This window comes from Segnochrobactrum spirostomi, from assembly GCF_009600605.1.
Lineage (GTDB): Bacteria > Pseudomonadota > Alphaproteobacteria > Rhizobiales > Segnochrobactraceae > Segnochrobactrum > Segnochrobactrum spirostomi.
This window is the reverse complement of the sequence record NZ_VWNA01000001.1, coordinates 103,001-115,185: the sequence shown is the minus strand read 5'-3', so window position 1 is coordinate 115,185 and position 12,185 is coordinate 103,001. Positions and strand designations below refer to the sequence as shown.

The 12,185-nt window shown below is 70.4% G+C and carries 14 protein-coding genes and 1 tRNA gene; 14 read left to right on the top strand and 1 reads right to left on the bottom strand.

Annotated elements, in window-relative coordinates:
* Positions 1 to 15: 15 nt before the first annotated feature.
* A complete protein-coding gene (locus F0357_RS24290; protein ID WP_312861392.1) occupies positions 16 to 450 on the bottom strand; it encodes a MarR family winged helix-turn-helix transcriptional regulator in 435 nt (144 codons plus the stop codon).
* Positions 451 to 904: 454 nt separating this feature from the next.
* On the opposite strand from F0357_RS24290, the gene F0357_RS00595 reads away from it, so the two are divergent.
* The 14 genes from F0357_RS00595 (at position 905) to F0357_RS00530 (ending at position 12,169) form a co-directional block, all read left to right on the top strand.
* Positions 905 to 1,255 (top strand): DUF1428 domain-containing protein, encoded by a 351-nt coding sequence (locus F0357_RS00595; protein WP_153477606.1) that lies wholly within the window; start codon positions 905 to 907, stop codon positions 1,253 to 1,255.
* 131 nt (positions 1,256 to 1,386) lie between these two features.
* Entirely contained in the window at positions 1,387 to 2,028 is a 642-nt protein-coding gene (locus F0357_RS00590; RefSeq protein WP_153477604.1) for a cysteine hydrolase family protein, read from the top strand.
* Between the two features lie 119 nt (positions 2,029 to 2,147).
* A complete protein-coding gene (gene pcaD, locus F0357_RS00585; protein ID WP_312861662.1) occupies positions 2,148 to 2,942 on the top strand; it encodes a 3-oxoadipate enol-lactonase in 795 nt (264 codons plus the stop codon).
* Positions 2,935 to 3,390, top strand: a complete 456-nt coding sequence (pcaC, locus tag F0357_RS00580) for a 4-carboxymuconolactone decarboxylase (RefSeq protein WP_153477600.1) — start codon at positions 2,935 to 2,937, stop codon at positions 3,388 to 3,390. The genes pcaD and pcaC overlap by 8 nt, the downstream gene beginning before the upstream one ends.
* 38 nt (positions 3,391 to 3,428) lie before the next feature.
* Entirely contained in the window at positions 3,429 to 4,175 is a 747-nt protein-coding gene (gene pcaH / locus F0357_RS00575; protein ID WP_153477598.1) for a protocatechuate 3,4-dioxygenase subunit beta, read from the top strand.
* Positions 4,175 to 4,801 carry a protocatechuate 3,4-dioxygenase subunit alpha gene (gene pcaG, locus F0357_RS00570; RefSeq protein ID WP_153477596.1) on the top strand — a complete coding sequence of 209 codons (627 nt, stop codon included), beginning with the start codon at positions 4,175 to 4,177 and terminating at the stop codon, positions 4,799 to 4,801. The genes pcaH and pcaG overlap by 1 nt, the downstream gene beginning before the upstream one ends.
* A 126-nt stretch (positions 4,802 to 4,927) precedes the next feature.
* On the top strand, positions 4,928 to 5,449 hold the full coding sequence (locus F0357_RS00565) for a CAP domain-containing protein (protein ID WP_153477594.1): 522 nt from the start codon (positions 4,928 to 4,930) through the stop codon (positions 5,447 to 5,449).
* Positions 5,450 to 5,640: 191 nt separating this feature from the next.
* Positions 5,641 to 6,261, top strand: a complete 621-nt coding sequence (cobO, locus tag F0357_RS00560) for a cob(I)yrinic acid a,c-diamide adenosyltransferase (RefSeq protein WP_153477591.1) — start codon at positions 5,641 to 5,643, stop codon at positions 6,259 to 6,261.
* Between the two features lie 7 nt (positions 6,262 to 6,268).
* Positions 6,269 to 7,291, top strand: coding sequence for a threonine-phosphate decarboxylase CobD (cobD, locus tag F0357_RS00555; protein ID WP_246161280.1), 1,023 nt, complete (start codon positions 6,269 to 6,271; stop codon positions 7,289 to 7,291).
* 131 nt (positions 7,292 to 7,422) lie between these two features.
* Entirely contained in the window at positions 7,423 to 9,837 is a 2,415-nt protein-coding gene (pheT, locus tag F0357_RS00550) for a phenylalanine--tRNA ligase subunit beta (protein WP_153477588.1), read from the top strand.
* Between the two features lie 539 nt (positions 9,838 to 10,376).
* Positions 10,377 to 10,667 carry a YggT family protein gene (locus tag F0357_RS00545; RefSeq protein ID WP_153477586.1) on the top strand — a complete coding sequence of 97 codons (291 nt, stop codon included), beginning with the start codon at positions 10,377 to 10,379 and terminating at the stop codon, positions 10,665 to 10,667.
* A 19-nt stretch (positions 10,668 to 10,686) separates the two neighbouring features.
* A complete protein-coding gene (locus F0357_RS00540) occupies positions 10,687 to 11,037 on the top strand; it encodes a DUF167 family protein (protein ID WP_312861391.1) in 351 nt (116 codons plus the stop codon).
* Positions 11,038 to 11,144: 107 nt separating this feature from the next.
* The gene (locus tag F0357_RS00535; protein WP_153477583.1) at positions 11,145 to 11,840 is read left to right on the top strand and encodes a DJ-1/PfpI family protein; all 696 of its coding nucleotides are present in this window, start codon (positions 11,145 to 11,147) and stop codon (positions 11,838 to 11,840) included.
* 239 nt (positions 11,841 to 12,079) lie between these two features.
* Positions 12,080 to 12,169, top strand: a tRNA-Ser gene (locus F0357_RS00530).
* Positions 12,170 to 12,185: the final 16 nt, after the last annotated feature.

Below are 12,185 nucleotides of genomic sequence, written 5' to 3'. Positions count from 1 at the left end.
CGCCGGCGCAGTGCCTCACCCCGTCAGCGCAATCAGCGCGGCGCGCAGCACGACCGGGTCGGCGTCGGGCGGCAGGGCGACTTCGACGGTCGCGTGGGTGGCGCGCCAGATCGGGACCGCGGCGGCGAGGCGCTCGGCCCCCGCCTCGGTGAGCGCGAGGCGCCGGCTGCGGCGATCGTTGGGGTCGGTCTCGATGCGCACGAGCCCGTCCCGCTCGAGCGGCTTCAGGGCCGCGGTCAGCGTTGTGCGGTCCATCGCGAGGAGTTGCGCCACCGGCCCGAGCGGCGGCGGCTCCGGGCGGTTCAGGGCCATCAGCAGCGAGAATTGCCCGTTGGTCAGCCCGACCGGGCGCAGCGCGTCGTCGAACGTGCGTGCGAGCGCCCTCGCCGCCCGTTGCAGATAGAGGCAAAGGCAGGTGTCGCGAACCTCGATCGTGATCTCGAACGGCACCGGCCTCGCGGCTTTCGGCCTAGCAGCCGCGCGCGGTGCCCCGGCGTCTGCCCGGACCGCTCGGTCCTGCTCGGAAGCCCTGTCCGGCTTAGAATCCCTGTCCCACTTGGAAGCCCCTTCCGACTTGGACGCGTGAGGCGGCTTGGAAGCGCGAGGCGGCTCGGCAACCTGGTTCGATCTGGCCGCGCGAGGGGACGCCGCCTGGCCTGACTTGGGCGCCCCGTTCGGCTTCGACGCTGAGATTGGTTTGGACGGTCGGTTTGACATGGGACTTTTACGTTGATATCAACTCATACACCGGCCACCGCACTTTGGCGAGGCCGAGCGGTAGCGTCGCATAGACGGCGCGCCAGGGAAACGCCGACGCGACCACCCGCCGGCCCACGACGCGCGCCCGCCCGAAGGCGGCGCGCTGCTAGCCGCCTTGTCCCGAGCACCCGAACAGGAGGATGGCATGCCCTACGTGGACGGATTCGTCATTGCCGTGCCCGCAGACAAGCAGGAGGAGTTCCGCCGCGTTGCCGCCGCGGCGGCGCCGATCTTCAAGGAGTATGGCGCCTTGCGCGTCGTCGAATGCTGGGGCGACGACGTACCCGACGGCAAGTTGACCGATTTCCGCCGTGCCGTCGATGCCAAGGAGGACGAGGTCGTCGTCTTCAGTTGGATCGAATATGCTTCGAAGGAGGTGCGTGACGCCGCGCACGCCGGCTCGATGGCGGATCCGCGCATGGCCGCCATCGGCGACATGCCGTTCGATGGCAAGCGCATGATCTTCGGCGGCTTCCTGCCGATCCTCGACGTCTGAGCCTGGGGGACGCGGTCCGATGGCCCCGGCGCCGACGCGCCTCGTCCGATGAACCGTATCGCCCCCGATTGACACCACGCGCCGTCTCGCCGATGGCTCGGGCGCCGTTTAGCCGTGCCCGAGAGTGCCCGATGACCTCCTCCCCCCTTCCCCGCCGCGATGCGCCGTTCCGCAAGGGCGAGACGGGCCTTCTCCTCGTCGACATGCAGCGCATCTGGATCGAGCCGGGGCTCGATCCCTTTCATCCCGAGCGGGGGCCGGATCATTATTTCTATCGCGAGGTCCGCGAGCGGGTCGTGCCGAACCAGCGCCGCCTCCTCGCCGCCGCCCGCGCGGCGGGGATCGAGGTCCTGCACACCATCATCCAGAGCCTGACCGAGGACGGCCGCGACCGCTCCCTCGATCACAAACTCACCCCGATGCATGTGCCCCCGAGCCTGGCCGAAGGCCTGCCGCCGCCCGAACTCGCGCCCGTCGGCGACGAGATCCTGCTGCCGAAGACGTCGTCCGGCGTCTTCAACTCGACGAACCTCGATTATCTCCTCAAGAATCTCGGCGTCCGCCAACTCGTGATCGCCGGTGTGCTCACCGACCAGTGCGTCGACATGGCGGTGCGCGACGGTGCCGATCGCGGCTATCTCGTCACCTGCGTCGGTGATGCCTGCGCGGCCCCGACGCCGGAGCGGCACGAAGGCGCGCTCGCCGCGTTCGGCGGCTATTGCTGGATCACGGACACCGAGACCGTCGCGGCGCGGTTCGACGCTCTGCGCTGAAATCCCGGCTCGCCATAACCCTGAGCTTATACGGCGGCCCGAAAATCTCATTTTACATGAGCATTGCACGCGCTTAACGCTTGGATCGTGGAATTCCTCGAACCTCGAGCGTGTCCGTCGTGCCCTTTGCCCGCGTCAACGATCTCGTTCTCCATTGGCAGGTCCTCGGGCCCGCCGAGGCCCCGGCCGTCGTCCTCATCAACTCGCTCGGCACCGACTTCCGGATCTGGGCCGACGTCGCCGCCCGGCTCGCCGGTACGTACCGCGTCGTCCTGTACGACAAGCGTGGCCACGGGCTGAGCGAAGGCCGCGGCGACGCCTCGTCGATGGCCGACCACGCCGCCGACCTCCTCGCCCTCCTCGATCATCTCGGCATCGCCCGCTTCGCCCTCGTGGGGCTGTCGATCGGCGGGCTGATCGCCCAGACCGTCGCCGCCCACGTGCCGGAGCGGGTGACGAGCCTCGTCCTCTCCAACACCGCGGCGCGCATCGGCACGGCGGAGAGTTGGGCCGCCCGCATCGCGGCGATCCGCGCCGGCGGTCTCGAGAGCATCGCCGACGCGGTGATGGAGCGCTGGTTCACGCCCGCCTTCCGCGCGAGCCGTCCGGTCGAGACGTTCGGATGGCGCACGATGCTCGTGCGCAGCCCGGCCGACGGCTACATCGCCGCCTGCGCGGCGATCCGCGATGCAGACCTCACCGGCTCGACCGCTGCGATCCGCCTGCCCACCCTCTGCCTCGTCGGCGATCAGGACGGCTCGACGCCGCCCGATCTGGTGCGGGCGACGGCCGACCGGATCCCGGGCGCCCGCTTCGAGATCATCCCCTCTTGCGGCCACCTGCCCTGCCTGGAGCAGCCGGAGATCGCGGCCTCGCTCATCGCGGCCCATTTCGCGGAGACGCTTCATGTCTGACGCCGAACCGACGACCGTCGAGCCGACCGAACGCTTCCGCACCGGCATGGCGACCCGCCGCCGGGTGCTCGGCGGGGACTATGTCGACGCCGCCACCGCGGCGATGACGCCGTTCGATGCGGACTTCCAGACGCTCATCACCGAAACCGCCTGGGGTTCGGTGTGGTCGCGGCCGGGCGCGAGCCTCCGCGAGCGCTCGATGATGACGATCGCCCTCCTCGCCGCCCTCGGCCACGATGCCGAGGTCGCGATGCATGTCCGCGCGACCCGCAACACCGGCGCGACGCCGGAGGACATCAAGGAAGCGCTGCTGCACGTCGCGATCTATGCGGGCGTGCCGGCGGCCAACCACGCCTTCAAGATCGTCAAGAAGACCTACGCGGAGATGGCGGCGGAAGATTCCGCCAAAACAGACCCGGCCAAAACGGACGCGGCCGAAGGCGCCTGACGCGCCGCCGGCGACAACGGGAACAGGGAGGACCGACGATGTCGGACCAGGGATCGTCCCACCAACGGGATGGCTCGTTCTATCAGCGGGATCGCGACTGGCATCCGCCGGCCTTCTTCCCGGCCTACAAGACCTCCGTGCTGCGCTCGCCGCGCCAGGCGCTCTTGTCGCTCGGCAACACGCTGTCGGAGATGACCGGGCCGGTGTTCGGCCACGACATGCTCGGTCCGCTCGACAACGATCTCATCCGCAACTACGCGAAGACCGGCGATCCGATCGGCCAGCGCATCATCGTGTCCGGCCGTGTCCTCGACGAGGACGCCCGGCCGCTGCCCGGGGTGCTCGTCGAATTCTGGCAGGCGAATGCCGGCGGGCGCTATCGCCACAAGAAAGAAAGCTACCTCGCGGCGATCGATCCGAACTTCGGCGGCTGCGGCCGCACGATCACCGACGCCGAGGGCCGCTACACGTTCCGCACCATCAAGCCGGGCGCCTACCCGTGGCCGAATGGCGTCAACGATTGGCGCCCGGCCCACATCCACTTCTCGCTGTTCGGCCACGCCTTCGCCCAGCGGCTCATCACCCAGATGTATTTCGAGGGCGATCCGATGATCTGGCAGTGCCCGATCGTCCGCTCCATTCCCGACGACAAGGCGATCGAACGCCTCGTCGCCGCCCTCGACCGCGAGAGCTGCCTGCCGATGGACGCCCTCGCCTACAAGTTCGACATCGTGCTGCGCGGGCGCCGCTCGACCCTGTTCGAGAACCGGAAGGAGGGCAACTGATGGTCCAGAGCCTCGACCGCCTGAAGGAATCGCCGTCGCAGACGGCCGGTCCCTATGTCCACATCGGCTGCACCCCGAACTGGGTCGGCATCACCGGTGTCTGGGACGAGGATCTCGGTTCGGTTCTCGTCACGCCCGAAACGAAGGGCGAGCGTATCGTCGTGACCGGCCGCGTGATCGACGGCAGCGGCAACCCGCTCAAGGACGCGCTTCTGGAGATCTGGCAGGCCGATGCGGCCGGGTTCCACAACAGCCCGGCGGAGCGGCGCGGTAAGGCCGATCCCGCCTTCAAGGGATGGGGCCGCCAGCCGACCGACGGAACGACGGGCGTCTACCGCTTCGAGACCATCAAGCCGGGTCCGGTGCCTTTTCCGGACGGCCGTCCGATGGCGCCGCACATCACCTTTTGGATCGTCGCCCGCGGCATCAATGTCGGGCTCCACACCCGGCTCTATTTCGGCGACGAGGAGGCGGCGAACGCGGCCGACCCGCTGCTCGCCAGAATCGAGAATCGCGCCCGTGTGGCGACGCTGATCGCGCCGCGCACGCTCGTCGAGGGCGTCCCGACCTACACCTTCGACATCCACCTCCAGGGCGACCGCGAGACCGTCTTCCTCGATATTTGATCGGTCGGACTTGACCTTGCGACCGGCGCGGGCAGCGGCTTTGCCCGCGCCGCGGGCGCCCGCCTTGTGCGTGTTAACCTCTGCGCGCTTGACCCGGCGCCGGGGCTCGCGGACAACGCGGCCATCATGATCGCTTCCCCCCGCACATTCGCCTTCATCGCCGTCGCCGCCGCGCTTCTCCTCGGCTCCTGTGCCGAGACCACGGGACCGTCGCGGCCGACCTTCTATGATTATCTCGACACGCCGGGCGCCACCGTGGACGCCCAGGCCGCGGCGACGATGATCTCGCAATATCGCGCAAACCACGGCCTCGGCCCGGTGACGGTCGATCCCGCCTTGACGGCGATCGCCGAAAAGCAGGTCCAGGTACTCGCCGCCCGCGATTCCGTCCAGGCTTCGCTCGAGGGCGACCGTTCGCCCATGGTCCGGCTGCAGAAGGCCGGCTATGCGCCGCGCGCCGCCGCCGAGAACGTCTCTGCCGGCTACCTGACGCTCGCCCAGGCCTTCTCCGGCTGGCGCGACTCGCCCCCGCACAACGCCAACATGCTCAATCCGGCCGTGACTCGGATCGGCATCGCGACCGCCTATGTGCCGAGCAGCAAATATCACGTCTTCTGGGACCTGATCCTGGCGCAGCCGGGATCGTGATCCCCGGGAAAGCGCACGCGTTGCGCTTCTCTGCTGGACGGGCGGCCGCGAGCCCGCCACTCTGAGGCGAAAGGACCGCCCGGCTCTTGATTCGAGCCGGACGCCCTCCCTGACCCTCGGACCCCTTGGAAAATGCCCGCCGAACCTCTGCTTCTCCTCCCGCTGCCCCGCCACCCGACGCGGGGGCGCTCATGAGCGGCGAGATCGATCCGGAGGCCGCCGCCCGCCACAAGGCGAAGATGGCTGTGCGCAAGCGGGTTCAGGACGCCGAGGTCGCCGAGAAGACGATCGAGAAGGGTCTCCTCATCGTCCACACCGGCCCCGGCAAGGGCAAATCGACCGCGGCGTTCGGGCTCGCCTTGCGCATGCTCGGCCGCGGCCGCGACGTTGCCGTGGTGCAGTTCATCAAGGGCGCCTGGGATACCGGCGAGCAGCACGCGCTCACGCAGGCGTTCGGCGACCGCGTCGCCTGGCACGCCATGGGCGAAGGCTTCACCTGGGAGACCCAGGATCTCGTCCGCGACAAAGCCGCCGCAAACCGGGCGTGGGAGACGGCGAAGGCGCTGATGGCGGAGCCCCGCTTCGGCCTCGTCATTCTCGACGAGATCAACATCGCCCTGCGCTATGATTATCTCGATCTCGCCGAGGTCGTCGCGGCGCTTGCGGCGCGCCGGGGGGATCTCCACGTCGTCGCGACCGGTCGCAACGCCAAGCCGGACCTCGTCGCCGCCGCGGATCTCGTGACGGAAATGACGGCCGTGAAGCACCATTTCGCGGCGGGCGTGAAGGCCCAGCCGGGCATCGAGTTCTGAGGCGGGGATGAGGATGCGTCCCTCCGATTTCGACGGCACCGGTCCGCACCTCGCCCACGGCGGCGATCTCGGTGCCGCGCGCCGCGCCTTTCCGGGCGCGACCGAGCCGCTAATCGACCTCTCGACCGGCATCAACCCGCATTCCTATCCGCTGCCGCGGCTCACCGTGTCGACCTTCCGCCGCCTGCCCGAGCCCGACGCCCTCGAAACCCTCGCCGAGGCCGCCGCCAGGGCCTACGGCGCGCCCTCTGCGCGCCATGTCGTCTGCGCGCCCGGCACGCAGATCCTCCTCCCCCTCGTCGCCCGGTTGGTCCCCCCCGGACGCTGCGCGGTGCTGTCGCCGACCTATGCCGAGCACGCCCGTGCGGCGAAGCTCGCCGGCCATCAGGTCCGCGAAGTCACGTCGCCGATCGAGCTCGCGGCGTCCGACCTCGCGGTCGTCGTCAATCCAAACAATCCGGACGGACGGCTGACCCCGCGCACCCGGCTCATCGCCCTCGCCGAAGGCCTCGGCCGCCGCGGCGGCCTGCTCGTCGTCGACGAGGCGTTCATGGAGGTGGCGCCGCTCTCCGAGAGCATCGCCGGCGACATCGAGCACGGTCGTGCCGTCGTGCTGCGCTCGTTCGGCAAGTTCCACGGCCTCGCCGGCGTGCGCCTCGGCTTCGCCATCGCGGCGCCGCCGATCGCCCAGCGGCTGCGCCAGGAGCTCGGGCCGTGGGCGGTGTCGGGCCCGGCGATCGCCATCGGCGCGGCGGCGCTGTCCGATACCGAATGGGCCCGGCTGATGCGCGCGCGCCTCACCCACGACAGCGTGCGCCTCGACGCCATCCTGGAGGTCGCCGGCTTCCAGATCGTCGGCGGCACGCCGCTGTTCCGCCTCGCCCGTTCCGACGATGCGCCGCAGATCTACGAGAAGCTCGGCCGTGCTGGCATCCTGGTGCGCCGCTTTCCGGATCGGCCGACGCTGTTGCGCTTCGGCCTGCCGGCCAACGAGCCGGCCTTCCACCGCCTCTCGGCCGCGCTGTCGTAAGGCCCTTCCGGCGCCCGCGACGCCGCTTTCTTTGCCTGCGGACTGGAAAGCGGCGGCGAAAGGTTCTATCGCCGTGACGCTGATCGCGCCCGGCAAACGAGCCGGTGCGCCCGAGACCGGAACGACACGCGATGAAGTTCACTCTCTCCTGGCTCAAGGACCACCTCGAGACCGACGCCAGCCTCGACGCCATCGTCGACCGGCTGACCACGGTCGGGCTCGAGGTCGAAGGCGTCGAGAACCCCGGAGCCGCGCTGGAGCCCTTCGTCATCGCCTCGGTCGTCTCGGCCGAGAAGCACCCGAACGCCGACAAGCTGCGCGTCTGCATGGTCGAGACCGGGGCGGGCGAGCCGATCCAGGTGGTGTGCGGCGCCCCCAACGCGCGCGCCGGGATGAAGGCCGTATTCGCTGCGCCCGGCACCCACGTGCCCGGCACTGGCGTCGATCTGAAGGTCGGCACCATCCGCGGCGTCGAGAGCCGCGGCATGCTCGTCTCCGAGCGGGAGCTCGGCCTGTCCGACGAACACAACGGCATCATCGAACTGCCGGCCGACGCGCCGGTCGGCACCGCCTATGCCGATTGGGCCGGGCTCGGCGATCCGGTGATCGAGATCGCGGTGACGCCGAACCGCGCCGATTGCCTCGGCATCCAGGGCATCGCCCGCGATCTCGCCGCCTCGGGCCTCGGCCGCGTGATCACCCCGGCGATCGCCCCCGTCGCGGACGCCTTCCCCTGCCCGACGGGCGTACGCCTCGAATTCGGCGACACCGCGCCGCTGTCGCCCCTGTTCGCGCTCCGCCTCGTCCGCGGCGTGCGCAACGGCCCGTCGCCGGACTGGATGCAGCGCCGGCTGAAGGCGATCGGTCTGCGCCCGATCAGCGCCCTCGTCGACATCACCAATTACATGACGTTCGACCGCGGCCGCCCGCTCCACGTCTTCGACGCGGCCAAGGTGAAGGGCGATCTCGTGGTGCGCCGCGGCCGGCCCGGCGAGACGCTGCTCGCCCTCGATGGCCGCACCTACGAGGTGGACGACGCGATCTGCGTGATCGCCGACGACCAGGGCCTCGAGTCGCTCGCCGGCATCATGGGCGGCGAGACGAGCGGCGTGACCGAGGCGACCACCGACGTGCTGATCGAATCGGCGCTGTGGGACGCCCTCAACATCGCCCAGACCGGCCGCCGGCTCGGCCTCAATTCGGACGCCCGCTTCCGCTTCGAGCGCGGCGTCGATCCGGCCATGACGGTGCCGGGCCTCGAACTCGCGACGAAGCTCGTCGTCGATCTCTGCGGCGGCACGCCGAGCGCGATCGTCGTCGCCGGCTCGACTGAGATCGCGACCCGCACCATCGAGTTCCCGCTCTCCGAAGTCGCCCGCCTGTCCGGCCTCGATGTCGATGCCGCCACGATCGTCGGCCACCTCGAAAGCCTCGGCTTCACGGTCGCCGGCGACGGTGCGGTGCGCCGGGTGACGCCGCCGAGCTGGCGCGGCGACATCGAGGGCAAGGCCGATCTCGTGGAAGAGGTGGTGCGCATGGTCGGGCTCGACCGCGTGCCGCTGAAGCCGATGGCGCGCACCGCGCCGATCGGCACCCGCGTTCTGACCCTCGGGCAACTGCGCGCCCGCAACGCCCGCCGCACCTTGGCCTCCCGCGGCCTCGTTGAGGCGGTGACGTGGTCGTTCCTCTCAAAGGCCCAGGCGACGGCCTTCGGCGGCGGCGCGCCGGAGCTCGCACTGTCGAACCCGATCGCCTCCGACCTCTCCGACATGCGCCCGAGCCTCATTCCCGGGCTCGCGAGCGCCGCCCAGCGCAACGCCGACCGCGGCTTCGGCGACACCGCTCTGTTCGAAGTCGGCCAGATCTTCCTCGGCGACAAGCCGGAAGACCAGAAGCGCGCCGCCGCGGGCCTGCGCCGCGGCACCGCCGGGCTCGCCGGCAGCGGCCGCCACTGGCAGGGCGCGGCGAAGCCCGTCGATGCCTTCGACGCCAAGGCCGACGCGCTCGCCGTGCTCGACGCCATCGGCGCGCCGGCCGACCGCGTCCAGATCACCCGCGACGCCCCGGCCTGGTTCCATCCCGGCCGCTCGGGCACGCTGCGGCTCGGCCCGATCGTGCTCGGCCATTTCGGCGAGCTGCACCCGGCCGCGCTGGAAGCGCTCGACGTGACCGGCCCGATCGCCGCCTTCGAGATCCTGATCGAGGCCGCGCCGGCGCAGAAGGCGCGTCCGACCCGGGCGAAGCCGCCGATCGCCGTCTCCGACCTGATGCCGGTGCGCCGCGACTTCGCCTTCGTGGTGCCGCGCGCGACGGCGAGCGCCGACATCGTCAAGGCCGCGACCCAGGCCGAGAAGACGCTGATCGAGCGCGTCTCGGTGTTCGACCTCTACGAGGGGCCGGGTGTCGCCGAGGGCGCCAAGTCGATCGCGATCGAAGTGGTGCTCGCCCCGAAGGAGCGCACCCTGACGGACGCCGAGATCGAGGCCGTCGCCGGCCGCATCGTCGCCGGCGTCGAGAAGGCGACCGGCGGCGTCCTCCGCCGCTGAGTCGGGTCCAGGGGCGGGGCTCGGCTGCGAACCCCGATCGGTATTCCAGGCACCGGTCCGACCACCCTCTGGGGTCGGAAGGCCTGTCGGCGTCGCCTTGTGCCACCCCCTGCCCTGCTCTGCGTGGGGTGATCGAAGAGGCGCTACCTCTCCCGCTCTTCCTTCTCCCCGCAATTGGGGAGAAGGTGGCCCGAGAGGGCCGGATGAAGGGCCAATCAACCCTCGCCCCTTCTGCTATATCCTTTGTAAGACCATGAAAAAATCCCCTCGTTCGCCCGTTCGGGGCACCTTCTCCCCGAGCGGGGAGAAGGATACGGCGGCGCCGTTCAGGGCTAACACTCCAGCACTTCGGCGGTCCATCGCGCCGCCGACCGACCTCCGATCACCACAGCCGCCCCGCCACTGTCCGCGCGAAGAACCTTGCCCCGGTCTGTCGGCCGTCCCCGGCCCGGCTTGCGGCCGGCCGCGGCGCGCTTTACATGAGCCGAGACCTCGCAAGGGCCGGATCGCCGGCCGCAGCAGCGGATTGAAGCCTCGACATGCGCGCCATTCTCGACGTCCTCATGCTCGTCCTGAACCTCTATCAGTGGGTGATCATCATCGGGGCGTTGTTTTCCTGGCTCTACGCCTTCAACGTGGTGAACCCGCGCAACCGGGTCGTCGCCATGATCGGCGATGCGCTCTACCGGCTGACCGAGCCGGTGCTGCGCCCGATCCGCCAGATCATGCCCAATCTCGGCGGTCTCGATCTGTCGCCGGTCGTCGTGCTCTTGCTGATCTTCCTCATCCAGAACGTCATCCTGCGCTACGTCTATCCGTACGTGTTCTGAGCCGACCCGCGGCGGCGCCGTGTCGTCCGGATCGAGCCAGAAGGCGGCCCCGCCCCCCGCCCGGCCGTGGAGCACCCTCTCGGCCGGCGTGTCGCTGCGCGTGCGCCTGACGCCACGCGGCGGCCGCGATGCGGTCGAGGGCATCGCCGCCCTCTCCGACGGCTCGACCGTGCTCGCCGCCCGGGTGCGCGCCGTGCCGGAAAAGGGCGCCGCCAACGCCGCGCTGGAAGCGCTTCTCGCCAAGACCCTCGCCTTGCCCCGCTCGACCGTCGCGGTGACCGCCGGCGGCACCGCACGCCTCAAGACCGTGACGCTCTCGGGCGAGCCCGCCGCCCTCGCGGCGGCGCTGGAGCGGGCCTTCGCCGGCTGAGGTCTGTCCCCTCCCGGCGCGACGGCGCCGCGGCGCGGCCTCGCCCCCTGGTGCCACCTTGTTCGATCGTGCATCGTGGCCCGCACGAGCCTCCGGGGAGACCCGCCATGACGATCCGCTTCGGACTCCTGATTTTCCCGAACGTGCAGCAGCTCGATCTGACCGGGCCCTACGAGGTGTTCGCCTCGGCGCGGGACAGCGAGGTCCATCTGATGTGGAAGGACCTCGCGCCGCTCAGGACCGCGACCGGCCTCGTGCTGACGCCGACGACGACCTTCGCCGACTGCCCGCCGCTCGACGTCGTCTGCGTGCCGGGCGGCTCGGGAATCAACGCCCTCCTCGAGGACGCGGAAACCCTCGACTTCGTGCGCGCCCGCGCGGGCGAAGCGCGGTACATCACCTCGGTGTGCACCGGCGCCCTGGTGCTCGGTGCCGCCGGGCTCCTCGAAGGGCGGCGCGCCACGACGCACTGGTACGCCCACGATTTCCTCGCCCGCTTCGGCGCGATCCCGACCGAGGGCCGCATCGTGCGCGACGGCAACGTCATCAGCGCCGGCGGCGTCACCAGCGGCATCGATTTCGGCCTCGCGGTGCTCGCCGAGCTCTACGGCCAGTCGGAGGCCGAAATCGTCCAGCTCGGCCTCGAATATGCCCCCGCCCCGCCGTTCGCCTCCGGCACGCCGGCCGAGGCGACGCCGGAGATCCTCGCCGCCGCCAAGGACCGCCTCGGCGGCTCCCGCCGCGCCCGCGAAGCGATCCTCGACCGCATGGGCCTCGGGGCCGGCGCGCCGACGTCGGCTTGAGGCGTGCGCGGGCGCGAACCGGCTTCGTCGATCGAAGGGGGCAAACGCGCGTCCCGCGGCCCGACCGGAGGAGAACGCCGGTCACGCGGCCGGGCCGGGCGAGAACCTCGGTCACGCGGCCCGGTCGAACGGGATCAGGCTTGGAGAACCGGGCTTGGAGAACCTGGCGAAGGGGCTTGACCTCGGCGAGCGTCCGTCTAGACCTTGAGCGCCGCGCCGGCCATTAGAGCCGTGCGCTTGGAAGGGTGGCCGAGTGGTTTAAGGCAGCGGTCTTGAAAACCGCCGTGGGTGCAAGCCCACCGTGGGTTCGAATCCCACCCCTTCCGCCAGTAAGCGCCTGATCAG